Annotated in this window: 22 protein-coding genes and 1 pseudogene; 12 read left to right on the top strand and 11 right to left on the bottom strand. The window is 55.7% G+C overall.

Going from position 1 to position 23,821, the window contains the following annotated elements; genetic code table 11:
* Positions 1–34 precede the first annotated feature (34 nt).
* From RVM24_RS05740 to RVM24_RS05730, 3 genes are all read left to right on the top strand, one after another.
* Positions 35–1,264: an ISL3 family transposase gene (locus RVM24_RS05740; RefSeq protein ID WP_036220386.1), complete on the top strand. Its 1,230-nt coding sequence runs from the start codon at positions 35–37 to the stop codon at positions 1,262–1,264.
* A gap of 131 nt (positions 1,265–1,395) precedes the next feature.
* Complete coding sequence (locus tag RVM24_RS05735; RefSeq protein WP_374786598.1) at positions 1,396–2,859, top strand: malate:quinone oxidoreductase; 1,464 nt, start codon at positions 1,396–1,398, stop codon at positions 2,857–2,859.
* A 29-nt stretch (positions 2,860–2,888) separates the two neighbouring features.
* Positions 2,889–3,350 carry a methyltransferase family protein gene (locus tag RVM24_RS05730; protein ID WP_374786599.1) on the top strand — a complete coding sequence of 154 codons (462 nt, stop codon included), beginning with the start codon at positions 2,889–2,891 and terminating at the stop codon, positions 3,348–3,350.
* Here RVM24_RS05730 and RVM24_RS05725 read toward each other — a convergent pair.
* Complete coding sequence (locus RVM24_RS05725; protein ID WP_374786600.1) at positions 3,347–4,261, bottom strand: pirin family protein; 915 nt, start codon at positions 4,259–4,261, stop codon at positions 3,347–3,349. The genes RVM24_RS05730 and RVM24_RS05725 overlap by 4 nt on opposite strands.
* Before the next feature lie 386 nt (positions 4,262–4,647).
* Here RVM24_RS05725 and RVM24_RS05720 point away from each other — a divergent pair.
* A pseudogene (locus RVM24_RS05720) lies at positions 4,648–4,815 on the top strand (LysR family transcriptional regulator); the annotation flags it as partial.
* A gap of 191 nt (positions 4,816–5,006) precedes the next feature.
* Positions 5,007–5,765 (top strand): hypothetical protein, encoded by a 759-nt coding sequence (locus tag RVM24_RS05715; RefSeq protein WP_374786601.1) that lies wholly within the window; start codon positions 5,007–5,009, stop codon positions 5,763–5,765.
* 530 nt (positions 5,766–6,295) lie between these two features.
* Here RVM24_RS05715 and RVM24_RS05710 read toward each other — a convergent pair.
* On the bottom strand, positions 6,296–6,472 hold the full coding sequence (locus RVM24_RS05710; protein ID WP_374786602.1) for a hypothetical protein: 177 nt from the start codon (positions 6,470–6,472) through the stop codon (positions 6,296–6,298).
* A gap of 416 nt (positions 6,473–6,888) precedes the next feature.
* Between RVM24_RS05710 and RVM24_RS05705 the strand changes: the two genes are divergently transcribed.
* The 3 genes from RVM24_RS05705 (at position 6,889) to RVM24_RS05695 (ending at position 9,427) form a co-directional block, all read left to right on the top strand.
* Entirely contained in the window at positions 6,889–7,923 is a 1,035-nt protein-coding gene (locus RVM24_RS05705) for a lipid A deacylase LpxR family protein (RefSeq protein WP_374786603.1), read from the top strand.
* Positions 7,924–8,035: 112 nt separating this feature from the next.
* Positions 8,036–8,359, top strand: a complete 324-nt coding sequence (gene trxA, locus RVM24_RS05700; RefSeq protein ID WP_224848255.1) for a thioredoxin — start codon at positions 8,036–8,038, stop codon at positions 8,357–8,359.
* 120 nt (positions 8,360–8,479) lie between these two features.
* Positions 8,480–9,427 carry a LysR family transcriptional regulator gene (locus tag RVM24_RS05695; protein ID WP_303760310.1) on the top strand — a complete coding sequence of 316 codons (948 nt, stop codon included), beginning with the start codon at positions 8,480–8,482 and terminating at the stop codon, positions 9,425–9,427.
* A 201-nt stretch (positions 9,428–9,628) separates the two neighbouring features.
* Here RVM24_RS05695 and RVM24_RS05690 read toward each other — a convergent pair whose 3' ends face one another.
* Entirely contained in the window at positions 9,629–10,705 is a 1,077-nt protein-coding gene (locus RVM24_RS05690) for an alkene reductase (protein ID WP_374786604.1), read from the bottom strand.
* Positions 10,706–10,982: 277 nt separating this feature from the next.
* Between RVM24_RS05690 and RVM24_RS05685 the strand changes: the two genes are divergently transcribed.
* On the top strand, positions 10,983–12,023 hold the full coding sequence (locus RVM24_RS05685) for a zinc-binding alcohol dehydrogenase family protein (RefSeq protein ID WP_374786605.1): 1,041 nt from the start codon (positions 10,983–10,985) through the stop codon (positions 12,021–12,023).
* Between the two features lie 102 nt (positions 12,024–12,125).
* Here RVM24_RS05685 and fghA read toward each other — a convergent pair whose 3' ends face one another.
* Together fghA and RVM24_RS05675 are read right to left on the bottom strand one after the other, a co-directional pair.
* Positions 12,126–12,971 carry an S-formylglutathione hydrolase gene (gene fghA, locus RVM24_RS05680; RefSeq protein WP_374786606.1) on the bottom strand — a complete coding sequence of 282 codons (846 nt, stop codon included), beginning with the start codon at positions 12,969–12,971 and terminating at the stop codon, positions 12,126–12,128.
* Positions 12,972–13,018: 47 nt separating this feature from the next.
* Positions 13,019–14,137 (bottom strand): S-(hydroxymethyl)glutathione dehydrogenase/class III alcohol dehydrogenase, encoded by a 1,119-nt coding sequence (locus RVM24_RS05675; RefSeq protein ID WP_374786630.1) that lies wholly within the window; start codon positions 14,135–14,137, stop codon positions 13,019–13,021.
* Between the two features lie 159 nt (positions 14,138–14,296).
* Between RVM24_RS05675 and RVM24_RS05670 the strand changes: the two genes are divergently transcribed.
* Together RVM24_RS05670 and RVM24_RS05665 are read left to right on the top strand one after the other, a co-directional pair.
* Positions 14,297–15,166 (top strand): LysR family transcriptional regulator, encoded by an 870-nt coding sequence (locus RVM24_RS05670; RefSeq protein ID WP_374786607.1) that lies wholly within the window; start codon positions 14,297–14,299, stop codon positions 15,164–15,166.
* A gap of 252 nt (positions 15,167–15,418) precedes the next feature.
* Complete coding sequence (locus RVM24_RS05665) at positions 15,419–15,646, top strand: hypothetical protein (protein WP_431475086.1); 228 nt, start codon at positions 15,419–15,421, stop codon at positions 15,644–15,646.
* 271 nt (positions 15,647–15,917) lie between these two features.
* Here the strand turns inward: RVM24_RS05665 and RVM24_RS05660 are convergent, their stop codons facing one another.
* From RVM24_RS05660 to RVM24_RS05635, 6 genes are all read right to left on the bottom strand, one after another.
* Entirely contained in the window at positions 15,918–16,964 is a 1,047-nt protein-coding gene (locus RVM24_RS05660; protein ID WP_431475085.1) for a nucleotidyl transferase AbiEii/AbiGii toxin family protein, read from the bottom strand.
* A 4-nt stretch (positions 16,965–16,968) separates the two neighbouring features.
* Positions 16,969–17,586 (bottom strand): DUF6088 family protein, encoded by a 618-nt coding sequence (locus RVM24_RS05655; RefSeq protein WP_273203386.1) that lies wholly within the window; start codon positions 17,584–17,586, stop codon positions 16,969–16,971.
* Positions 17,587–17,902: 316 nt separating this feature from the next.
* On the bottom strand, positions 17,903–18,658 hold the full coding sequence (gene istB, locus RVM24_RS05650; protein ID WP_011783959.1) for an IS21-like element helper ATPase IstB: 756 nt from the start codon (positions 18,656–18,658) through the stop codon (positions 17,903–17,905).
* Positions 18,659–18,672: 14 nt separating this feature from the next.
* Positions 18,673–20,217, bottom strand: coding sequence for an IS21 family transposase (gene istA, locus RVM24_RS05645; protein WP_431474019.1), 1,545 nt, complete (start codon positions 20,215–20,217; stop codon positions 18,673–18,675).
* A gap of 406 nt (positions 20,218–20,623) precedes the next feature.
* Positions 20,624–21,448, bottom strand: coding sequence for a MipA/OmpV family protein (locus tag RVM24_RS05640; RefSeq protein WP_286921508.1), 825 nt, complete (start codon positions 21,446–21,448; stop codon positions 20,624–20,626).
* Between the two features lie 152 nt (positions 21,449–21,600).
* Positions 21,601–22,140: a porin family protein gene (locus tag RVM24_RS05635; RefSeq protein WP_431475084.1), complete on the bottom strand. Its 540-nt coding sequence runs from the start codon at positions 22,138–22,140 to the stop codon at positions 21,601–21,603.
* Between the two features lie 260 nt (positions 22,141–22,400).
* Here RVM24_RS05635 and RVM24_RS05630 point away from each other — a divergent pair, with 260 nt between their 5' ends.
* Positions 22,401–23,819: a TrkH family potassium uptake protein gene (locus RVM24_RS05630; RefSeq protein ID WP_431475083.1), complete on the top strand. Its 1,419-nt coding sequence runs from the start codon at positions 22,401–22,403 to the stop codon at positions 23,817–23,819.
* The last annotated feature ends 2 nt before the right edge of the window (positions 23,820–23,821 follow it).

Below are 23,821 nucleotides of genomic sequence, written 5' to 3'. Positions count from 1 at the left end.
CCCATCCGATTAACCCGATGGATGGTGGCCGACATTGGATCAATGCACCCTCTACGAACAGATTCTTGGGCTCTCAGCACCTTGGTTTGTCTCAGACGTTGAGCTTGATAAAAGTCAGAGCGAAGTCGTAGTCCAGGTCAACATAGATAAAGGCACAGCGCTTGTCTGCCCCCGGTGTGGCCGTGCCTGCCCGGGTTACGACTCCCGGGAACGTCGTTGGCGTCACCTCGACACCTGTCAGTTCCGAACCCAGGTGGTTGCCCAAGTCCCCCGTGTGCAATGTCCGGAACATGGCTGCCTGACGGTCAGCGTACCTTGGGCTGAGCAGAACAGCCGGTACACGCTGCTATTTGAAGCCTTTGTTATTAGCTGGCTCAGGGCAGCCTCGATCTCTGCGGTCAGCAAACAGCTGCGCCTGAGTTGGACTGCTATCGACAACATCATGGAACGGGCTGTACGTCGGGGCTTGGCCAATGCGCCCGACCGCGATACAACACGGCTGGCTGTCGACGAGACCGCATTTCGTAAGGGGCACGATTACGTGACGATCGTTTCCAATGCCCAGGGTCAGGTTCTGGCGGTGGAAGACGGCAGGTCCTCAGACAGCCTCGGTCGCTTTTACGACAGCCTGGAGAAGCCGCGCAAGCAATCGATCATTTCGATATCCATGGATATGAGCCCGGCGTATCAGAAAGCGACGTTTGCCCATATCGACAAAGCCCATCGGAAGATCGCCTTCGATCACTTCCATGTTGCACAGATGCTGACCCGGACGCTGGATGCCACTCGCAAGGCTGACATGGCGCGGGCGGATCACTCGATGCGTCAGGAGATCCACCGAAGCCGATACACCTGGTTACGCCATCGCAAGAGCCTTGAGGGGCAGCAGATTCAGCAAATCCGGGCCTTGTCGGATGCTCTCAAAGACACCGGCCTGGTGTGGTACCTCAAGGAGAAGGCACGGGACATCTGGCAGGGCTATCGCGTCAAAGGCGCTCGCGCGGCCTGGCAGGAATGGATTCATATGGCTCGACTCACGGAGGTTCGAGCCTTGACCTCAACGGCCAATCAAATCGAAACCAAGCTGTTTGGCATCCTCAATGCCATGCGTTTCCGGGCTTCCAATGGTCTAGCGGAGGCAATCAACGGACAGGTTCGAGCTTTAAAGGTCCGGTCCCGGGGATTCCGGAGCAAGGAGAGATTCAAACGGGCAATCTTGTTCCATTATGGCGGGCTGCCTATGGCACCCAACCCACACGGATAAGTGAAGAGCCATAAATATACAGGTCCATGGTAGCCTATTCTGATCTCGTTATCGAGCCCTCTGGATTTATGTTAGGTTCTGGGAAGGTATTTCAGTTAAAGACACTCAAACAGACACTGGCGGCTATCTCTATGAAAGTAACCATCATCGGCGCAGGCATTATGGGGACGACGTTTGCCATCCTGGCAAAGGAACTGGCCCCGGAGTTGGACGTAACCATTCTGGAACGCCTGGACCGCGCAGGGGCGGGTAACTCCTGGGCATTTAACAATGCCGGCACCGGTCACGAAGCCAACTGCGAGCTCAACTACACGCCGGTGGATGAAGAGGTTATTTCCGTTGAGAAAGCCCTGAAAATTCACGCCCAGTTTAACGTTGCCAAACAGTTCTGGGCCTACCTGGTTGATAAAGGCGCTATTAAAGAGCCAACCAGCTTTATCAACCAGACCAAGCATTGCACCATCGTATCTGAATCCTCCATCGAGGAGTTGAAACTGCGATTCAAAGAAATGTCGGCCCATCATTTCTTTGAACATATGCGTTACTCCGAAGACTTTGATGAAATCAAAAGCTGGATCCCCTTCACCATGGAAGGCCGCGCACGCGATGAGAAAATGGCCGCTACCGTTATCGAAACGGGCACCGACGTCAACTTTGGCGCCTTGACTGAGCTGATGGCGGAATACGCCGTGAACCAGCTGGGTGTAAAGGTCGAATACGGTGTGCATGTTAAGCGAGTGCATCGCAGCCCGGCAGGGAGTTGGTTGGTGGAAACCCAAACCCGGGGCGAGCCGGTGCAACACCGCGCGGACGTTCTGTTTGTGGGTGCCGGCGGGGGAGCCTTTCCGATTCTGAAGAAGAGCCATCTACCTTTCGCTCGCCGGTTTACCGGCTTTCCCGTGGGCGGGCGTTTTCTGCAGGCCAGGATTACCCCGGAACAGGCAGACCAGTATCGGGCCAAAACCTATGGCAAAGCGGAGGTCGGGGCCCCGCCCATGTCGGTACCGCATCTGGATTTACGGGTGGCTGATGGCCAGCACTACCTCCTGTTTGGCCCGTTCGCTTCGTTCAAGCCCGTATTGGAAAAGGGCAGAGGCTTATTCGATTACCTCCGGGCCATGCGGCTGCACGATATTCCGGGACTGCTGAATGTGGCCCTTGAGCATTTCCCGCTGGTCAAGTATCTGATCTCCGAAACTTTCAAAGGCGATAAAAGTATGTTGGCGGCCCTCGACAAGTTTGCCCCCGGCCTGAGCCAGAAGTTTGATTGGAAGCCCATAGAGGCGGGGCAGCGGGTGCAGATCATCAAGGACGGTGACTTGCAGATGGGCACAGAGATTATCGTGTCTTCCGATAAAACATACGGCACCATACTGGGTGCATCTCCGGGTGCTTCGGTATCTCCGGAGGCGATGCTGCGCGCCCTGGAGCAATTGTTCCCGGCGGTATTTGCCGGAGAATCGGCCAGATCCAAGCTGAAAGAGATGTTCCCTGAGGACAATCTGGATACACTGATCAGCAATCCGGAGCGGTATCGCGAGATTCGGGACGCCGTAAACTCAGCCTTGGGCATCCAGTCAGAGATACCAGTGTAGCCAAACGTTCTCAGGGACGAACACAAATAGTGAAAGCACTTGAACTCAAGGTTCCACCCGTTGTTCTGGTTATCCTTTTTGGGGCGGCCATGTGGGCTGTTTCGAGGCTGTTGCCGGCTGGCTACTTTACTGTTCCGGGCAGGCTGATTCTGTGCACCTTCATGGTCCTGGCTGGCGCAGGTATTGCCCTGGCCGGCGTTCTGGCATTTCGTGCAGCAGGCACCACCGTTGATCCTCGTACGCCCCATCAGTCTGACAGCCTGGTGGTTGACGGAATTTACCGTTACACCCGCAATCCCATGTACCTCGGATTTCTGCTGATGCTTATTGCGTGGAGCCTGTATCTGGGCAGCGTATTTGCCGCGCTGTTACTCCCGCTGTTTATGCTGTACACGAATCGCTTCCAGATTAAACCCGAGGAACGTCATATGCGGGCATTATTCGGGGACGATTACACCCAGTACACCTCACGTGTTGGGCGATGGTTCTAGCCAGGTAACGGGATATAGTCTTCTTTATCGCCAGGCACGATGGGAAAACGCCGGTTCTGCCAGTCATCCTTGGCCTGTTCGATACGCTCCTTACGGCTGGACACAAAATTCCATTCAATAAACCGTCGACCCAGTGGTTCGCCGCCAACAAGGGCGAGCCGGGTGTCTTCGATCGCTTCAACCGTAACGCCCTCGTGAGCCGCCAAAACGGCCATGGAATATTCAGGCACCTCCGTTCCGCCTGCCCGCAGCTTCCCTTTGGCAACGTACAACCCTCGTTCCTCGGCATCAGGCAGAGTAAGCTTTTGCCCCGGTTTCAACCATGCCTCAATGTACAGGGTGTCGGCAAAGGTCTTGACCGGCGACGCGGCAGCGAAAGCGGTTCCCATCATTACCCGTACCTGAACGCCATCCACGGAAACTGATGGCACTGTGTCGCCGGGATAGTGATAGAACGCCGGCTCTGTTTCTTCGTCTGCCTCCGGCAGCGCCAGCCACAATTGCAATCCGTGGAGCGTGTGGTCGGAGGCTGTGATTTCCTGGCGCTCCCGCTCCGAATGAACAATCCCGCGCCCGGCCACCATCAGGTTGATATCCCCGGGGCGGATCGGTTGCTGACTGCCCAGCGAATCACGGTGCAGGATTTCACCTTCAAACAGGTAGGTAACGGTCGCAATGCCAATATGGGGGTGAGGGCGCACGTTAATGCCATCCCCGGCCGCAAAATGGGCAGGCCCCATATGATCAAAAAAGATCCATGGCCCGATCATTTTCCGGCCAATTACCGGCAGAACCCGCCTTACCGAAAAGCCCCCGAGGTCACGGTTTCTGGGCTGAAGAAGCTGGACTATAGCGCCACATTCATCGGTAATGGGGCAATCCAGTTCAGTGTTGGGCGCGAGATTGCTCATGGTCAGCTCCGGACTTGAGTTCAATTAAGTGGTGCTCTTGGAGCTTGGTGCCAGCATGGGAAAGTGTCAAATGGGAACGATGGCTATGCCAGAGTTTGGCTTGGCTCAATACTTGTGCCAACAGCTGGCATCGCTATAATTGGCGCCCGCTCCGGCGTGCCCAGGCTACGCCAGAAACTGGCACCGTCGGAAGCTTGTGCCACTTGTTGGCATGACGCACCCAGAGAGTCTATGTACCGCGATTTCAAGACCACCCTTGAGCTCATTACCACTGTGCTGGATAACGCTGATCTGTTTGCCCCGTGAGGCTTACATCCTATGCGCTCAGTCTGTGGCACCAGGTTGACGATCACATGTATGCGCTAACCAATGCGGTGAGTGCGACACAATTCGATCCGGCCACATCACTTTACCTCATTTGGCACACCCGCCACGACCGCGATCCCGGAATTGTCTGGCTGCGGAACCATGTTGAACGGCTCCTTCGCGAACGCTGGCATGACATTATGACCAGCTCGCCATGTGGCCATTCGACCGTAAAAGCGATCGCCTGAAACGTGTAGAAGCTGAGTCATCACTTTTCGTGATGACAAAGATACTGCAATAGAATTATTCAGCCTCCAGAAAACCTCCAATAATCCTTTGCAGGTGTCGCAAGTCGCGGCATTGGCAAAGGGTTGGTTAAACCGCAGTTAATGCGGTCGGCTTGCCCAACAATCTGCATATCCTGCAATTTGGAGGGGGAATGAGCGGCCAGACAAACTGCCCATCTGTGGACTCACGCTGGAATTCGGCAGCACTCGATGATTCCGGTAACCAGAAATGGTACAAGCCAATCGTCTCTGTAAACGTCGATAACAGCGGCAACAGGCACATTTATAAGGCGTTTAGATTCTCCCGGGGCCTTCTCGGGAATTACTTCAGGTTTCTCGTATCTCATGAATTCAGGATGTTGAGAAGAGTAGAGCACCTCGATTTCACGCCTGACCAAGTCTCTCGGCCATCAGACGTCTCGCCTACCGTCCATTATCGCATGATAGAGGGGCGGGCTATAAAGAGCGTTGCGGAGGGCGGCGGTGTCCCTAGTGGCGTTTTCTCGCGACTTTTCAATGATGTGAAAATCCTTCATCAACACGGTGTGGCGCACATGGACCTCGGCAATTCCGGAAATATTCTGGTTTCGGAGCACGGCAACCCCGCGATCATTGATTTTGGTTCCGCTATACCTTTGAACTGGCTTCCATCGCCTGTTCGAGCCTGGGCCTGTCGCAAGGATATCGTTGGCGTTCTTAAGCTCTGGCATCGGTTCGACAGGGGGTCCATGCCCCTGTTTCTTCAACACTATTACGAGAGCAATTATCGCAAAAACATCTACACGCCAAAGCGTTTTCTGAAAGCGTTAAGGCGGCGGTTATCGGGTGGTGCTGACACGGAGGGTCTTTCCGGATTAACGATTGTGATCAGTGTGTTTTTCAGTCTGCTGGTGTTGGTTTCATTCACCTGAAGGGTGGCAAGAGAAGGTATAGAGCAGGGTAGGTTGATGGAAGTTCTGCCGAAGGTGAACCGCCCGGACCTCACCTTATACGCGCTCTACCCGAACCGGCAGTATACGCAGCCAAAACTGCTTAGCTGCACTCGCGGCTCCTGAACCTATTATACCACTCTTGCCTGGCTCGTGACTTCGGTTGCCACTATCGCTGGTGCCCTGGGGGCCGGACTGGAAGATGAGGAAACCGTCAGAAACGCCACTTACGGCTACCGGCAGCGACGCCGGAACCAGGAAGCGAGTGAGCGCTGATGCGCGTTGACAATTCTGTTTTTGTGATCAGCGATTGTCCCTCGGTGGAGTCCAGGACGGTGTTTCATCCTCGGTTCTCCGTGCGTCCTCCCGCATGGCGTTTGACCGTAAAGGTTGTGAGAGGCGGAAGGCAAAAGTAGAGGGCTACTCATCGCCGTGTGGGGTATTGTCGGACAACGATGGATATGAAAAACGCACCGTCCCTGGTGCCAAGACGCAAATGAAACTTCTAACGCTTAACCGTGGCTTTCGGACTTCACTTCGCCGCGGATAACAACCTGTCCGCTATAGGGGGCCGGCTGAGGGGCTTCGACGCCCGGTTCATCGGATTTGCGATCTGCCAGAGTCGCGTGGGCAGGAAGAGCCGCTACCGCGATGAGTGAGGCGAGGGTTACCAGTGCAACTTTACGCATAACATCTTCTCCTGAGTTTGAATGAGTCAACGCTTTCATCGGAACTGCCTGGGTGGTCGGCAGCTGATGGGGAGAAGTATGGGGCTGGGGAGGCGACCTGAATAATTCCGAAACAATATGGAACACATCATCTCAAATTATAATAAACCGTTTTTTGCTGCCGAAACGTTCACCAAAACGTTTTAGGATTCTGCGATTAAAAATCAAAAATATCTATATATCATTAGTTAAGTCATGATTTCTATAATTCTTCTTAGAAGGGAGACTCAGGGAATGAGCCTGAAAAAGGCGGTATAAGTACCTATGCATCACTATCTGTGATGTTGAGGATACCATCTCTTGATTAGTCTGCCGCGCCCGTCATCCGAAAAATAGCCGCCAACTTGATCCACACAATTGAAGCACTGGAGTTGGCCATGCGTTCCCTTTCACTCGCTCTTGCACTCGGTTTTGCTGTGGCGTCGTCTGTCAGCCTGGCTGGTGAGTCCGCTTCCGCCATTGCACTGTCTATTGATAACGATCTGTTCGCCCCGACCCGGACCGACCGGGACTACACAGCCGGGGTCGCCATAACCTATTCCTCCAACTCCGAGGCGCTGAACAACAGCCTGGTTTCCCGCGCGGTGGGAGCGATCGACCAGGGCCTGGTTGGCAGCTTTGGCCGGCTGCCGGACCAGCCTGAGAACACCTCGGTGGAGTTCGGTGCCTACGGCTTTACCCCCGAGGAGATTACGGAGCAAGGTATCGACAGGAGCGACCGGCCGTACAGCAGCCTGGTGTATCTGTCCACGAGCCGCAGTTATCAGTCAGCCGGTGGCACCTCGGGATGGACCACCTCGCTGACCGTTGGTGCCCTGGGCTTAGACCTGTTTGAGCACAGTCAGAATGCGATTCACAAGGCCACCGGCAGTGACAAGCCCGAAGGCTGGGATCACCAGATCTCCGAAGGGGGCGAGCCTACCTTGCGATACTCCGCGGCCTACCACCAGTACCTGGATGGCAGTGAGCCGGGCAGCAAGTTCAAGGTGACCTACTTTGGGAGCGTCGGGTACCTCACTGAATTTGGCGCCGCCCTGGTGTTCCGGGGAGGGCTGATTTCGTCGCCGGATAACCGCTTCAACCCGGAATTGATGGCCTACGGTGAGCGGGCGCCCAGCGTCTCCGCGGTCGGCGGTCGGGAGAACTACTTCTGGGGTGGCCTGTCGGTGAAGGCCAGAGCCTACAACGCTTTCCTGCAGGGTCAGTTCCGGGATTCCGATCACGAACTCAGTGCCAATGATCTGAATGTGCTGCTAGCGGAAGTCTGGGCCGGTTACACCTACACGCTCTGGGACAACATGGAGCTGAGCTACGTGTTGCGTGTGCAGAGCTCCGAAATCAAGAACGGTACCGGTGATCGCACCCTGGCCTGGGGCGGACTGGTGCTGAGCAAGCGCTTTGGTAGTCACTGACAACCGGTGTACATCACCCTGGGAAATACCATGTATACCGCTGAACAATTGGTTTTCAGCAAGAGCAGGGCGCATGGTTAGACTCAGGCATTACTGGAAACGGAGAAACGATATGAGCAACATCGTTGAAGTAAACGACAGCAACTTTGATGCGGCCGTTGGTCGTAACGACAAGCCGGTCCTGGTCGATTTCTGGGCACCCTGGTGCGGCCCCTGCAAGACCGTTGGCCCCATGCTTGAAGAAATCGCCGACGAACTGGGCGATGACCTGGTAGTGGCCAAGGTCAACGTGGATGACAGCCCGGAAACGGCGGCTCGCATGGGAATCCGCAGCATTCCGACCCTGGCGCTGTTCCGCGAGGGCGGCGTGGTGGCCCGGCAGACCGGTGCCGGCACCCTGGGCCAGTTGCGGGCCTTCGTCAAAGGCAACCTGTAACTCACCGGCCCGAATCAACACCCTCCTGCTATGGGAGGGTGTTTTTGTGTGCCGGTTGCACTGCCCGCCAATGCTGGTCAGACTTGTCCGGGTCCATTGCCATCATTCAGGTACCCCACGATGAAAACCCAGGAGCTGCAACTCCTCTATATTTTCGACGCCATCATGACCGAGCGCTCGGTGACCCGAGCCGCCGAGCGTCTGGCCATGACCCAGCCGGCGGTATCCAACGCAATTTCCCGGATGCGCCAGATCTGGAGCGACCCGCTGTTTGTCCGCAAAGGTCGTAACATCGAGCCAACGTCTTATGCCTTGAGCCTCTGGGACCAGGTAGGCGGGCCCATGTACGCGCTAACCAACGCGGTTTCAGCCACTCAGTTCGACCCCGCCAATTCCAAACGGAAATTTCGCATCGCCGCTAACGACGTGATCGTTGAGATGGTCTGGCGCCAGTTAATCGAATTGCTGGAGCGGGAGGCGCCCGGTGTCGACCTGCACGCGGTCCCGTACACGCCCGATGGCACCTACGACGATCTGCGCGAAGCCCACGTGGACCTGGCGGTTGGCGTTCTGAACCAGCACGACCACAGCCTGCGGAGCACCTGGTTGTTTGAGGGTGGCTACGTGCTGGCGATGCGCGAGGGACATCCGCTGGCGGGCAAGCCGATCACCATGGAGGAATTCCTGGAGGCCCGGCATTTGCTTGTGTCCATGTCGGGCGACGCCCATGGTTTCGTGGACAGCTACCTGGACCAGAAGGGACAAAGCCGCCGGATTGCCGCCACCGTCAATCATTTCTCCATCGTGCCGCAGGTGCTTCGGGAGACAAACCTGATTGCGGCGGTGCCGGAACTCATCAGTCAGGACTGCGGTTTTGTGAACGGGCTCTGGATGGGAGAGCTGCCCTTTGAGGTTGACCCCACCAGCATGTACCTGGTCTGGCACGCCCGCCATGACCGGGATCCCGGCATTATCTGGATTCGGGACCACCTCGAGCGCCTGCTGCGGGATCGCTGGCACGAAATCATGACCACCTCGCCCTGCGGGCGGCACCTGAAAGCGGTCTAACCGGCCAGAGAAGTCGCCGCCACAGATTGTGGGGCTGGCCAGGTAAGCGCCGGCCGCAACCATGATGGATCCCGCACTTCGGTTCAGCTTCTTCACTACGGCCTCAGACTGGAAGAAACAAGAAAGGAGATCGCGCTTTCAAAGGTCATGTGTTCTGCGCAACGAAAAAGGGGGCTAACAGCCCCCTCTCAACATTATGCTTCAGCTAACTCTTTCAAGGTAAGGGTAGTCAATATATCCTTCCGCACCCTGGGAGTAAAAAGTCGCCGGATCTGCTTCGTTGAGCTCGGCGCCAAGCTTCAGGCGCTCCGGGAGGTCCGGGTTGGCAATGAAGGGCACGCCAAAGGCGACAGCGTCGGCCAGTCCGGATTCGATGGCTTGTTCTGCTTCTTCACCGGTGTAGCCCATGTTGAGGATCAACTTGCCCTTGAAGTGTTCGCGGACCGGAGTAATGACGTCCGCTTGCTGTTCCCCGAAAAAGTCGCTGCGCATCAAATGAACAAAGGCCAGGCCGTAGTCGTTCAGGCGCTTGGCGAGCCAGGTAACCAGACCGACCGGATCACTGTCCTTCATGCTCTGGAAGCTGTTGAGGGGGCTCAGTCGAACACCGACGTTCTCGGAACCGAACACTCCGGATACGGCTTCAATCACCTCCAGCAGAAGTCGGGCGCGATTTTCGATCGGGCCACCGTAGGGGCCTTCTCGATGGTTGGAGCTATCACGCAGGAACTGGTCCAGCAGATAGCCGTTGGCGCCATGAACCTCAACACCGTCAAAGCCGGCGCGCTTGGCATTCTCGGCGGCGGTGCGGAAACCGTCGATGATGGCTGGGATATCGCTGTCGGCCAGTGCGCGGGGAACCGTGTAGGACTTCTTACCTTCCGGTGTGTGCACTTCATCGCTGGTGATGGCAATGGCGCTGGGCGCTACCGGATCCTTGCCGTTGTTTAACACCGGGTGGCAGGCGCGGCCACCGTGAAAGATTTGCAGAAAAATCTTGCCACCTTTGGCGTGTACCGCATCAGTGACTTTCTTCCAGCCTTCAACTTGCGCCTCGGAATAGATACCGGGCTCGCGCCAGAAGGCCGAATTGCCTTCAATAGCCATGGTCGCTTCAGTGATGATCAGGCCGGCAGAGGCACGCTGGGCGTAATACTCAACCATCATATCCGTGGGAACGTGATCAGCGTCGGCACGGACGCGGGTGAGGGGGGCCATGAAGACCCGATTGGCCAACTCACTGGCGCCCATTTTCAGGGGAGTAAAAAGTGTGTTCATAGCATCCTCGGGAAATTTTGTGTACAAGAGCTGGTAGCATATCCGCCCGTTGGCCGGGCGGACTAATTCGGACGAGATATATCAATCATCATCCTGACTGATGCGACAGGCTGTTCATCGGTTCCGCTTTCACGAGTTCGTCCTGTAGAAGATACGGAACCACACCGGTAAGCCCGGCGGCTTCTTCCTCGGCGTTCCCGCTGTGTTTTTCCCGTTTACCCGAATGTAAACGGCGACCATACTGTGCGCTACTCGAAAATCATTGCGGAGACAGATAATGAAAGCTGTTGGATATCGGGAATCTCTTCCTATCGAAAGCCCTGATGCGCTGCAAAATGTTGAGATGGAACGTCCCGTCGCAAAAGGCCGGGACCTGTTGGTCAGAGTCAAAGCCATCGCCGTGAACCCCGTTGACTTCAAGGTACGCCAGCAGGCAGAGCCCGAACCAGGCCAGATCAAAGTACTTGGATGGGATGCCGTTGGAGAGGTAGTGGCAGTAGGCGAGGGCGCTTCACTCTTCAAAGAAGGCGACACCGTATTTTATGCCGGTGACGTTACCCGTCAGGGCTGCAACGCTGAATACCAGGTTGTCGATGAGCGTCTGGTTGGTCGGAAGCCTGCCAGCCTGTCCGACGCCGATGCTGCGGCGTTGCCCCTGACCACGATAACAGCATGGGAAATGCTGTTTGACCACCTGCAACTTGAGCGACAGTTGGCTGGGTCCATCACTCCAAGCGACGATGTGGTACTTGTGATTGGCGCCGCAGGAGGCGTGGGTTCAATTCTCGTTCAATTGATCAAACAGCTGACAGGCGCAAAAGTACTCGCTACGGCATCTCGCCCGGAATCGAAGGCCTGGGTTGAATCATTGGGTGCGGATTTTGTTCTGAATCACCGTGAACCGTTGCAGCCCCAGATCGAAACACTGGTGTCTGCCGGCAAAATTGGTTCTGTAACCCATGTGGCCAGTCTTAACGCCACAGATCAATACTTCGACGATTATGTGGCGGTGCTTAAGCCGTTTGGAAAGATTGCCATGATCGACGATCCTGCAAGTCTGGACGTAATGAAGATCAAGCCGAAGAGTCTGTCATTGCACATTGAATTCATGTTCGCCCGCTCAATGCACCAGGCGGATGATATGCAGGTTCAGCACGACTTGTTGAATGAGGTCTCACGGCTTGTAGATCAAGGCTTCATCCGCACAACTGCAGGGAAGCACCTCGGAGCGATCAACGCTGAGAATCTACGTGCCGCACACGCCGAACTGGAATCAGGAACCGCCGTTGGCAAGATTGTGCTGGAGGGTTTTGCCTGACGGGTTCTACCCCGTTACTGCGGGCATTCCTAAGAAGAGTCACTCTTAAAGAACCCGGCAAACGATCAAGTTGCTTGACGGCCCCTGCAATCCGGGGCCAGATCAGACATGACACCCAAGATGCCCGCCATGAAATCGCAAATGCTCCTCGATAAAACTCGCAATAAAGAAGTAGCTGTGGTCGTAGCCCTCCCGTACATTCAGTTCCAGTGGGTAATTGCTGATGCTGGCCGCGGCCTCAAGCGCCTCTGGCTGAAGCTGCTCAGTCAGGAAATTATCCGCATCGCCCTGGTCGACCAGGGCTGGTACGAACTGCCTTGCCTCGCGCATCAGTAGGCTAGCGTCGTATTCGGCCCAGCGTGAGGTGTCTTTGCCCAGGTAGGCTGTGAAGGCTTTCCTGCCCCATGGGCAATTTACCGGATTGCTGATCGGGCTGAAGGCCGATACGGACCGGTATCTTTCAGGGTTGCGCAGAGCCAGAACGAGGGCACCATGACCACCCATTGAATGACCTGCAATCGAGCGTTGATCCGTTACCGGGAAAACAGATTCGATCAGTGCAGGCAGCTCATTCAGCACATAGTCGTACATGCGGTAGTTGGGATGCCATGGGCTTTCGGTAGCGTTCACGTAGAAGCCAGCGCCCTGGCCAAGATCGTAGCTTTCATCGTCGGCAACGTCATCGCCGCGGGGGCTGGTGTCCGGTGCCACGATGGCCATGCCCAATTCCGCGGCCACACGATGGGCTCCGGCTTTCTGCATGAAGTTTTCATCGGTACAGGTCAGGCCAGACAGCCAATAGAGCACCGGTACTTTTTCCCCGTTGGCTACTCCTGGCGGAAGATAAATCGCAAAACGCATTGTGCAACCCAGAGTTTCAGAACGGTGACTGTACTGCTTGTGCCAGCCGCCGAAGCTCTTGTTGCTGCTCAGGTTTTCGATTGTCATCGGGACCTCCATCGGTCGGCCACCTGCGGGGCAGGTGGCCGTCGCAATTACTTGTCGAAATGAATAACGCTGCGGATGCTCTTGCCCTCATGCATCAGCTCGAAGGCCTCGTTGATGTCATCAAGCCCCATGGTGTGGGTGATGAAATCATTGAGCTTAAATTCACCCTGCAGGTAACGCTCGACAATACCGGGCAGCTCGGAACGGCCTTTGACGCCACCGAAGGCAGAGCCTTTCCAGACGCGACCGGTAACGAGCTGGAACGGGCGGGTGGAAATCTCCTGGCCTGCCCCGGCAACGCCAATAATGACCGACTCGCCCCAGCCCTTGTGGCAGCACTCCAGTGCGGACCGCATGACATCGACGTTCCCGATGCATTCGAAGGAATAGTCCACGCCACCGTCAGTCAGTTCAACGATCACTTCCTGAATCGGCTTGTCATAGTCTTTGGGATTGATGCAGTCGGTTGCACCAAGCTGTCGTGCCAGGTCGAACTTGCTGTCATTGATATCGATGGCGATGATTCGACTCGCCTTGGCCATGGTCGCACCAATAATCGCAGACAGGCCGATACCGCCGAGACCGAAAATGGCCACCGTAGCGCCTTCTTCCACCTTGGCGGTATTCATGACCGCGCCCATGCCGGTGGTTACGCCGCAGCCGAGCAGGCACACCTCTTCCAGGGGGGCTTCTTTGTTGACCTTCGCCAGCGAAATCTCCGGCAGAACGGTGTACTCGGAGAAGGTCGAGCAACCCATGTAGTGATAGATTGGCTGTCCGTCCTTGTAGAAGCGGCTGGTGCCGTCGGGCATCAGCCCCTTGCCCTGGGTTTCGCGGATTTTCCCGCACAGGTTGGTTTTGCCGGACAGGCAGAATTTGCACTCGCCACATTCGGGGGTATACAACGGAATCACATGATCGCCGACGGCAACACTGGTAACGCCTTCACCAATCGCCTCTACAATGCCGCCCCCCTCATGGCCAAGGATTGCTGGAAAGTTGCCCTCGGGATCCTCACCCGAGAGGGTAAACGCATCGGTGTGGCATACACCGGTTGCGATCACCTTTACCCGTACTTCCCCTGCTTTCGGGGGCATCACGTCCACCTCTTCAACCGACAGTGGCTGACCCGGGCCCCAGGCAATTGCTGCTTTTGATTTGATTATCTCAGCCATAACGTTCTCCATTGATTATTCAGGAAGGGCGGGACGCCCAAACGAAGTCTATATTGTATTTATGGCTATTTGATTGATAATCGCTGTTTTTATAAAATTACCTTTACGTGTGTGCAATAATCGAGTGGTGCAAAGCAAACGGGGAAAACCATGTATCGCTGGGAAGGGATAAACGAGTTTGTGGCGGTTGCCGAAACCGAGAGTTTCACGCGTGCCGCGAAGCGACTGGATGTGTCGACGGCACAGGTCAGCCGCCAGGTCAGTGCCCTGGAGGCCCGCCTATCGACCCGGTTGTTCTACCGCACCACACGCCGGGTGTCGGTAACCGAGGCCGGACAGATCTTTTACCAGCACTGCCGGCAGGTACTCGACGCCCTGGAGCAGGCCGAGCGCTCTATTACCAACATGCAGCTGGTCCCGCGAGGCAGGCTGAGGCTGACTGCGCCGGTGACCTATGGAGAGAAATCCATTGCTCCGTTGGTTAACGACTTTGTTTTGCGATACCCCGAACTCGACGTGGACATGAAGCTTACCAACCAGACGCTGGACCTGGTGGCTGAAGGATACGATCTGGCTGTTCGCATGGGTAAGCTGGAGGATTCGACCCTGATGGCCCGACGCCTGGCATCGCGAACCCTATACGTGTGTGCCTCGCCGGATTATCTCGCCACGCAAGGCACGCCCCACTCGTTGTCCGAACTGGCGAACCACAACTGCTTGCTGGGAAACCTGGATTACTGGCGCTTCCAGGAAGCGGGCCAGCCGCGCAACGTGCGGGTAACGGGAAACATCCGCTGCGACAGTGGCAGGGCACTGCTTGATGCCGCCCTCAAGGGCATTGGTATTGTTCAACTACCGGATTACTACGTTCAGAACGCTCTGGATTCCAGGCTGTTGGTTCCGGTGCTGACCCATTATCAGGAAGACGATGACGGTATCTGGGCGGTGTATCCTCATAACCGTCATCTGTCGCCGAAGGTGCGCATGCTGTTGGATTTTTTTGCAGAATCGCTCGCATAGCGCCGGACAGCAGCGGGGTATTCTTTATGCGATTCCAACTCATGCACAACTGCGCATAATGTATATTATGTTAAACCAGGTGCGGTGTTCATTCAGGGCGGCGGTTGTGGCAATCTCCTGATAACGGGCCGCCCGGGCGAACTGGAGGGGCTGAAGCGCAACTACACGAACATGGCAGCGCATCTGGAGCTGCTTGAACGGCACCAAGCAAACGACCCCGCTTACGAAGAGGCACTTCAGGAAAGTCGTGGGATGACGAACCAAATGAGAGTTACCGTCGAGCATGCCCGGGAAGCCCGCGACAAGAACCTCGTCTTGCAGGTATTCCCGTCGGGATTGCTCCATAACGTATCTCGCCCGGAAACCCTGGCAGACCGCTTTGCGGCTGCCCTGCCCGACTCGAATCAGTCTCAGGAGGAAAGCCATGGCGCTGCAATCGGAATAGCGTGGCATGAATGCTCCCATGCCGCCCCTGATTGATTAAATTCAGGCGAAACCGCCTACAGGACAACCAGGCTGACAGAGGGAGAGCTATTCAGATTGTACGTAACAAGATGTCCATGAGCGATGCGAGTAAGCTCTACTCGGCCAGCGAACAACTGATCACGATGAGAATAAACGTCACCGGCGCCCGCAAGCGGACGAGCCGCTTCAGAAGGCCAAAATAAAAGGCAGCAAGACACTTCGTTTAAAAAGGCGATCTTACCAACCCAGAGGTGCCCGAATTCATCATACTACTGCAGTCAGCGCCCTAGGTCGATTTCGATTCGATATCTTCTCCCAGAGTCTTCGGCCCATTTATTTGATCGCTAATTTCCTTGAGCTTCTGCATCATGTCAGCAAATGACCATGGGAGATCACCGGGAAACATAACACCCATTTTCTCCCAATCCGCTTCCAGCGCTTCGGCGATCTCTCCTTCGGGTACAATCTTGATGGAGCCCGGCACCGCTTCATTCCATTTTGCCGCCGCTCGTTTGAAGTATTTCTGTTTGTGGTCCACGACCTTGGCTAGCAATTCCTGGTTATCAATGAAGCCGGGGTTTTGCTCGTGAATCGCGATAACGTCATAGATATGCCGCGACTGACGTTCACCCAGACCTGCCACTCCCCGGTGATTGATTTCATGAAGGGCGGTGAGTTTTTCAAAGAACGTGCGATCACATCCCAACACATCGACGATGCAACTGTCATCGTGCTGAACTCTCAGACCTTCCAGCACCATTGGAATTACCGTGTGGGTATCTGACGGCTCCAGCCCGGCTTTCCCACCACATTCAAGCAGCACCCTCGGCCTTATGTATCCGCCAACTGGCGCCTGGCAAAGCTGAGGGTAGAAAATCTCGATGTCCAGACCGTTCGGCGCCACTTTAACAGTGAACTCAGAGTGGATTTGCCTCAGTTCATCAACTAGGAAGGGAGCCAAAACGTTGGATACGGTATCGGCAGCGGCCGAATTCAGCTTCTCGACTCTCTTTTTTCGAGGAGTGTTCTTTTCCCCACCCTCAGGCTCGGGGTGCCCAAGGAATTTCATATCAAGCGAAAGGTCGATGTCTTCAGACATGCGATCGATGCAGTGAAAGACCTTGCTGAGCGTAGTACCACCTTTGAACATGAACGGGGTGGAACTCTTGCCGGTATGTTTTGGCTTAAGTTTCTCGAACAAAAGCTTCAAGACCAGGGTCACATAATAGTCTTTCTCCAATACATAGCTGGGCAATCCCGTTCTCGATGCACCCGCCGCGAACAGGTCCTTCTTCTCGGCCTCGGCCAGTGTAAACAGGTACGGTTTATCCATTGGCTTACTCCAGAATCGGTTGCGCCCACTTCAGCTTGCCCTCGAGCGCTGAGATCAGTTTTTTTTGACCCTTCTCTGACAGCGAGAGATAAACCTTCTTGAACACATTTCCCTCCCGCTCTGCATGCTCCTTGCCGGCATACTCAAGTGCTACCCACAAGCGTGCGGCCGTTTCCTTTTCATCCTTTGACAGTCCACTCAGATGTTTCACCGCGTGTTCAAAGGCCTGGCTGTATTTGAACTCTATCTGGGCCTTTCCCAGCTTGATCGGCTGGATACGTTTCGTCGAGATAAATACAGGCTTCATTGGCATTTGGGTCGATGCCCCGAATTCATTTAGGGCCTTGGCGCCTGAAGGCACGACAAAAGCTTTCCGTTCCTTTGCGAGAACAGAAACAATCTTCTCCGGAGTAGCAAAGGCAGGCCCGAATCGGGTCGGCTTGGGCCGTTGCCACAGGCCTCGTTCGAGGGGTGCAATAAGCTCCGCCTCCTTCAATTTCTTCAAGCTCTGAGAAATGAGGGGACCATGGCCTCCGAAGCGCTTCACTAGCTGCTTATGCGTAAAAACGCCCCCGTAAGGCTGTCTCTTTACATACTCCGCAATTTTTTCGCTAATGGTCATCAACTTAACTCTCTAAAAATACTCGAATAACGAGCCAAATCACTAAACAGATTGTATACCATGCTGACGAATTTTTCACCAACCATCAGCGAGTGCAGAAAAGCTACGGATTTGAGGAACTACGAATGTTCGTTTCTTGTTTGAAAGCAGACAACAGCAAACAGCGCTCAGGCGGGCGAATAAGTTCATGAAAAGCACGAATTTCACGTTGTATGAAGTAACTTGCGTATTCCGGCGAACGTGACCGGTCATTCCGGGGATCGTGACCGATTTGCACACGGCCCTCACGCTGGAGTCAGTTTTGTACTCTGAGCGGTCACGATGGGTCAACTGATTCCGTATTTTGTGCTTTGGCTTTTCGCAGTGATTCCCCCTTCAGATTGAGTCGGTGAGCACCGTGCAGGAGCCGGTCCAGGATGGCGTCAGCCAGCGTGGCGGAGCCGATGTAGTCATGCCAGTGTTCGGTTGGTAACTGGCTGGCGATGAGCGTTGAGCCTCGCCCGTGCCGGTCTTCGATCACCTCCATCAGATCCTGACGCTGTTGCGCCGTGACCTTCTGCATCCCCCAGTCGTCCAGGATCAGCAGGTCGGTTTTCAGCAACTGGTTCATCAGCCGTGCGTAGCTGCCATCGCCGTGGGCGATGCGCACCTGCTCGAACAGCCGCGGCACGCGCAAGTAGCGAACCGAGAGCCCCTGCCGGCAGGCCTGGTTGCCCAGGGCGCAGGCCAGCCAGGTCTTGCCGCAACCGGTCGGGCCGGTGATGCACAGGTTCAGGGATTGGCGGATCCAGTCACAGCTGGCCAGCCCCGCCATACGGGAGCGCTCCAGCCCCCGTGGATGGCGGTAATCGACGTCTTCCACGCAGGCAGGGACCCGCAACCGGGCCGCCTTCAGCAGCCGATCCAGACGGCGATTTTCACGATGTAGCACCTCCCGGTCGATCAGCAAGGCCAGGCGTTCCTCGAACGCCAGGTCGTGGGTGTCGGGCTGTGCCCGCTGCTGTTCCAGGGCATCGCACATGCCGGTCAGCTTGAGCTGTCGCAAGGTATCGAGGGTGTTTTGAGTCAGCATCAGTTTCTCCGGGATCAGTGGTAGTAGTGGGGACCGCGAACGTTGGTGTGAACAGGCAGATCGGCCAGTTCCGGTTCTTCCTCGGCCAGGGGTAACGGGAGCTGATCCAGCCCCTGTTTCAGGATCGAGCTGATGCTCTGGTAGCTGGCCGAGTTGATAGCCAGTGCTCGACTACAGGCCTGCTCCAACCGGTCACGGCTGTAACGTCGACTCAGGTTCAGTAGACCCAGGCATGACCGGTAACCATGCTCTGGATGAGGGCGATCCTTGAGCTGTCGCTGCACCACGTCCAGCGTGGCGGGACCGATGTCAGTGGCCCAGTTAAGGAACCGCCCCGGCGACCAGTTCTGATGGGCCTGATGGGACTTGGGCATGTGCTCGGTCAAGGTGACGAAGCGGCCCTTGCCATGCCGAGGGTGCAGAGCCACCCGCTGGCCTTTGTGCATGACCTCTACGGACGTATCGGTAACCCGAACATCCAGCTTCACACCCACCAGAGCGTGAGGCACGCTGTACAGCCGTTTGTCGATCTCGATGTGGTAGTCGATGCCTGGCCGCGCCTTGCGCCACTCGGCGTAGACGTAGGGCGTTGCCGGCAGTGGCTTCAGCGCGGGTCGATCCAGTGTTTCGAACAGGCTCTGGCGGCTCTCGGAGCGCCCTTGGAACGGGCGCTGGTTCAGTGCCGGTAGCAGGTCTGCAATCGCCGAGTTCAGTTCGGCCAGTGAGAAGAACGTTCGGTGCCGCAACCGGGCCAGGATCCAGCGTTCAACTAGCAGCACAGCGGCTTCGGCCTTTGCCTTGTCCTTAGGCTTGTAGGGGCGTGCCGGTAATACCGTCGTCTGGTAATGGGTCGCCAGTTCTGCGTAGGTCTCGTTGATCTTCGGGGTGTATCGGTCCGCTTTGGTGACCGCTGCCTTCAGATTGTCGGGCACCAACAGCTCAGCTACCCCGCCGTAGAACGCCAGCATCCGCTGGTGAGAGGCGATCCAGTCCGGCAGGCTCTGGCTCCAGGTGGCCTCGGCGAAGGTATAACTGGACGCGCCCAGCACGGCCACAAAGACTTGGGCCTTGCGCATCTCGCCGGTGCTGCGGTCCACCACCGGCACGGTGGGACCGCAGTAGTCGATAAAGATCTTCTCACCGGCCCGGTGGACCTGGCGCATGCTGCGCCGCTGCCGGCCTCGCCAGAGCCGGTAATGATGGCAGAATTGGCTGTACCGGCGGGCTTTGTCGCCATGACGTTCCACGTACTCGGCCCACAGCAGTTGCAGGGTCACGCCCTTGGTCTTGAGTTCCTGGTGGACCTGGAAGTAGTCGGGTTCAGCAAATCGAGATGGGGGTGTCTTGGCCGGGAACAGCTGGGCCTCTAACCGTACTTCATCCGTGCCCTCCGGCAACGGCCAGGTGATGCCCTGCGCGGTGGCCAGGCTGACGTACTTGCCGACCACGCCTTTGGAGAGTCCGCAGGCACGGGCAATGCGCTCATGGCTCAGGCCCGCTTCGTACTTGAGGCGCAAGACCTCGATGATCTGTCGCATGGAAATCCTCGCTGCCGGCATCCGCCCTTCCTCGTGATGAAAAAGAAACGGGTATGCCGGATAAAGTTGAAGAATTCCAGCGTGTTGGCAGTGATTCCGGAGGAACGTGACCGGTGATTCCGGCATCGTGACCGGCGATTCCGGAAAAACACCCGAAATCGGTCACGATAAAACGGAATGAGCGGTCACGATCACCCGGAACAGGCGGTCACGTTCAAACGGAATGGGCGGTCACGATGGGCCGGAATATGCAGTAACTTGCGTACCAGATAAAGGCGCCGACCGGGTAGGCCATTGTGTCAGCTGCATTTATTGGAGGCTGGCTTGTTCGATGAACAACAACACCGCGCATAAGTTAAATACAGTATGAACCCCCATCACGCTTTTATTGGAGACACACAATCGTTTACGTCACCCTCATCCAAAACTAGAAAACATAAATGAAGCCAACACCAATCTCCGCCTCGTAATTGTTTCGAGTGATTGGGCTATCTGAAACCTCACTCCCAAAAGCTTCGTAAAGAGCCTCACCGAAGATCTGCCAGTTCTTGTGCAAGTAATTACGGTAGCTAACATTGAACCCTGTTGATCTGTACCCGCTATCAACATCGGTTGCCGGAAGGCCTGAATCTATGGACTGTTGTGTGGTCACACCAAAGTCACGATTGGCAAGCTTGCCATCGTGGAACGTAACCACCGCACCCACTTCCCAGCCAGTACCGTCGGGCTTGCAGGCCAGGCAGGTTCCTGCCCCGAAAATTCCCAGTGTACCGACCTCACCTGTTAATACCCGGCCATCCAGAAAGTAACGCCAGTCTTCCGTGAGCGCATGGCGCACTTCCAACAGCACTGTGACTCCGGAACGTGAATCGCCTAAACCGTCCAGTCTGCCATCGTCTGAGTCACTTTCTTCACGGCCTTCTTCGTAGCCGATGGATGATTGAAACAACCAGGTATCATTTACCAGTGTCCTCCAGCCAATTGCTTCACCTGCCCAGAAAAACAGGTGATCGCCGGTCCGGTACTGAACACCGCCCGCTGGGTCGACCTCAAATTCAAATTCGTCGGACCCCTCGTAGGCAGTCTCATACTCAACGCCCAACCCAAGCCCAATTCCCCAACCATCGCCATTTGTAAAATCGTCGATGGAAGGAAGTGGAACGAGAGCGGTTCTCGACTCAGCCGCATTTACTGATCCAAAACAGGAAAGAGCGCCAACCAATGTGGCGATTTGCAGGGGGGATTTTTTCATCGTTTTCTCACCTCTCAAGGAGATGGTGATATTACGACTTAAACATTATTCTGGATTACTGGTTTTGGTCCAATTTACCACTCTATCAAAGCCACGGCCCCCACCCGCGCTTCTAGCGCCAGCGGGGTCCGTTTCAGGTCTTTGTTCTGGAATCAGAAGTTCATCTGAACACCAAGACCAATGCCGTCGACCGTCAGGTCGCTGTCATCGTAGTAGCGCATGTACTCGAGGTTCCCCGACAGATTCGGGGCGAACTTGAAGTTAACGCCGGCGCCGTATGAGAAGTCCGATTCATCGTCAGATGCAGTGCCAAACTCTGCCTCGATTCGAGTGAAACCAACAACTGCGTAAGGCGTTACCGGGCTCTGGTTCGCCATGTTAATGGTGGCATACCCGCCAAAGAAGTTATCAAGTTTAACCTTTTGGCCAAACACCCGATCATCATCCACACCGAAACCGGCGCGGGCTTCAATGCCCAGGAATTGGTTGGCCATTACACCAACTTTGCCGGACAGCGTTCCAACGTCAGCGCTTGAAACGCCGTCATAATCCAGATCCATAAACGTATAGTTCAACCCGGCATAAAGGCCACCCACACCGCTCTTATACATATCCTGTGCAGATGCCGTCCCAGCCAAAGCGATGCCTGCAGACGCAACCGATGCGAGTAACAGATTCTTTTTTACGTTCATAACCGGTTCTCCTTGTTCCTTATTGGGGAGCTGAGTAACGCTCCTTTTTTACAACTTGCACCACACAGACGATGTTTGCCATAGCCAGGTTCCGAATTTACGTTGCTTTTACAGGGATTTAATTTGGTGTTAATGGCCCGTGCGTCCGCCTGTTTCCTTGCGGAAGCCCGGTACCGCGGGTATCCTGACGCCGTCTCTTTGTCAGCTGGCGCGGGCGCACCTTGAGAAACCTTTACCCTGTCATATTTATTATCAGCGTCATGTTTATACTTCTTAGTGTTTTCATGACCTTACCGGTTGTACTTCTCGCTCTTGCGGGGGAAGACGTACCAAACGCGGTGGCCTTCGCCGAATCGGCCGGTATCGTATTTGCGCTTGGTGCTGTAGGCGTGTTGTCGATGTACCGGCAACCCAGGGATCTCAAGCCCCGCTACATGTTCGTTCTTACCGTTTCCAGCTGGTTTATCATCGCCCTGCTCTCCTCAATACCCTTCTATCTCAGTGATAACGGCATTTCCGCGGCAGATGCTTTTTTTGAGGGTACCTCCGGCATAACCACAACGGGTGCCACGGTGCTGAGTGGTCTTGATGATATGGATCGGGATCTGCTGCTGTGGCGGTCCATCCTGCAGTGGATTGGCGGCATCGGTATCATCGGTATGTTCGTTGCGGTGCTTCCGTTCCTGCGTGTTGGTGGTATGCGGCTGTTCGCAACAGAATCTTCAGAATGGACAGACAAAGCCTTGCCTCGAATGAAAACACTCAGTCGTGGCCTTCTGTTCGTTTATCTGATCTTCTCGGTGATTGCGGTGGTCACCTACTGGCTGTCAGGCATGAGTCTGTTCGATGCCTTCAACCATGGCCTGACCAGTATTGCTACGGGTGGTTTCTCCACCTCTGATCTGTCGATGGGCAAGTTCAGCGATCTGATCCTGATGGAAGCCACGTTGTTTATGATCATCGGCAGTTTGCCGTTTTTTCTGTTCGTGCGGGAATTGCACGGGCAGCACGGTGTTCTGTTTAAAGACCAGCAGGTCCGACTGTTCCTGACCATTCTTTTCACGGTGCCCGCGCTGCTGACACTCTACCGCTGGTGGGTTTCGCCGATTCCATTTGATCCCTTACACAATTACGTGGCGACGTTGTTCAACGTAACGTCTGTGGTGACCACTACCGGCTATGCCTCAGAAGACTACGCCGCCTGGGGGCCGCTGGCCTTTGTGGTGTTCTTCTTTCTGATGTTTGTAGGCGGCTGTTCCGGCTCGACCTCTGGCGGCATGAAGATTTTCCGTTTCCAACTGTCGTTGATCATTCTTCGGGAGCAGCTGATGCGGCTGCTGCACCCGCGGGCGGTCTTTACCAGAAACTACAACGGGCGGGCGGTCAGCGACGAGATTATTTCATCGATGATTGCCTACACGTTCATCTTCCTGCTGTGCCTGCTGATTATCACGGTGCTGCTGGCGTCACTTCAGCTCGATTTCGTGACAGCCCTGTCTGGCGCCCTCACCTCTTTGACCAACGTTGGCCCGGGGCTGGGTGACATTATTGGTCCGTCGGGTAACTTCTCTCCCCTGCCAGATGCCGCCAAGTGGATCCTGTCGGTGGGTATGCTGATGGGCCGGCTGGAAATTCTCAGTGTGGTGATCGTGCTGTCACCCGGGTTCTGGCGCGGCTAACA

This window comes from Marinobacter sp. KM021 (assembly GCF_050707965.1).
Taxonomy (GTDB): Bacteria; Pseudomonadota; Gammaproteobacteria; order Pseudomonadales; family Oleiphilaceae; genus Marinobacter; species Marinobacter shengliensis.
The sequence above is the reverse complement of the archived record's forward strand: the minus strand, read 5'-3'. Positions and strand labels throughout refer to the sequence as shown.

Coding starts and splice junctions, on each gene's coding strand:
- RVM24_RS05735 (WP_374786598.1), top strand. CDS start 1,396: ATGAAAGTAACCATCATCGGCGCAGGCATTATGGGGACGACGTTTGCC.
- RVM24_RS05725 (WP_374786600.1), bottom strand. CDS start 4,261: ATGAGCAATCTCGCGCCCAACACTGAACTGGATTGCCCCATTACCGAT.
- RVM24_RS05715 (WP_374786601.1), top strand. CDS start 5,007: ATGAGCGGCCAGACAAACTGCCCATCTGTGGACTCACGCTGGAATTCG.
- RVM24_RS05710 (WP_374786602.1), bottom strand. CDS start 6,472: ATGCGTAAAGTTGCACTGGTAACCCTCGCCTCACTCATCGCGGTAGCG.
- RVM24_RS05705 (WP_374786603.1), top strand. CDS start 6,889: ATGCGTTCCCTTTCACTCGCTCTTGCACTCGGTTTTGCTGTGGCGTCG.
- trxA (WP_224848255.1), top strand. CDS start 8,036: ATGAGCAACATCGTTGAAGTAAACGACAGCAACTTTGATGCGGCCGTT.
- RVM24_RS05695 (WP_303760310.1), top strand. CDS start 8,480: ATGAAAACCCAGGAGCTGCAACTCCTCTATATTTTCGACGCCATCATG.
- RVM24_RS05690 (WP_374786604.1), bottom strand. CDS start 10,705: ATGAACACACTTTTTACTCCCCTGAAAATGGGCGCCAGTGAGTTGGCC.
- RVM24_RS05685 (WP_374786605.1), top strand. CDS start 10,983: ATGAAAGCTGTTGGATATCGGGAATCTCTTCCTATCGAAAGCCCTGAT.
- fghA (WP_374786606.1), bottom strand. CDS start 12,971: ATGACAATCGAAAACCTGAGCAGCAACAAGAGCTTCGGCGGCTGGCAC.
- RVM24_RS05670 (WP_374786607.1), top strand. CDS start 14,297: ATGTATCGCTGGGAAGGGATAAACGAGTTTGTGGCGGTTGCCGAAACC.
- RVM24_RS05665 (WP_431475086.1), top strand. CDS start 15,419: ATGACGAACCAAATGAGAGTTACCGTCGAGCATGCCCGGGAAGCCCGC.
- RVM24_RS05660 (WP_431475085.1), bottom strand. CDS start 16,964: ATGGATAAACCGTACCTGTTTACACTGGCCGAGGCCGAGAAGAAGGAC.
- RVM24_RS05655 (WP_273203386.1), bottom strand. CDS start 17,586: ATGACCATTAGCGAAAAAATTGCGGAGTATGTAAAGAGACAGCCTTAC.
- istB (WP_011783959.1), bottom strand. CDS start 18,658: ATGCTGACTCAAAACACCCTCGATACCTTGCGACAGCTCAAGCTGACC.
- istA (WP_431474019.1), bottom strand. CDS start 20,217: ATGCCGGCAGCGAGGATTTCCATGCGACAGATCATCGAGGTCTTGCGC.
- RVM24_RS05640 (WP_286921508.1), bottom strand. CDS start 21,448: ATGAAAAAATCCCCCCTGCAAATCGCCACATTGGTTGGCGCTCTTTCC.
- RVM24_RS05635 (WP_431475084.1), bottom strand. CDS start 22,140: ATGAACGTAAAAAAGAATCTGTTACTCGCATCGGTTGCGTCTGCAGGC.
- RVM24_RS05630 (WP_431475083.1), top strand. CDS start 22,401: ATGTTTATACTTCTTAGTGTTTTCATGACCTTACCGGTTGTACTTCTC.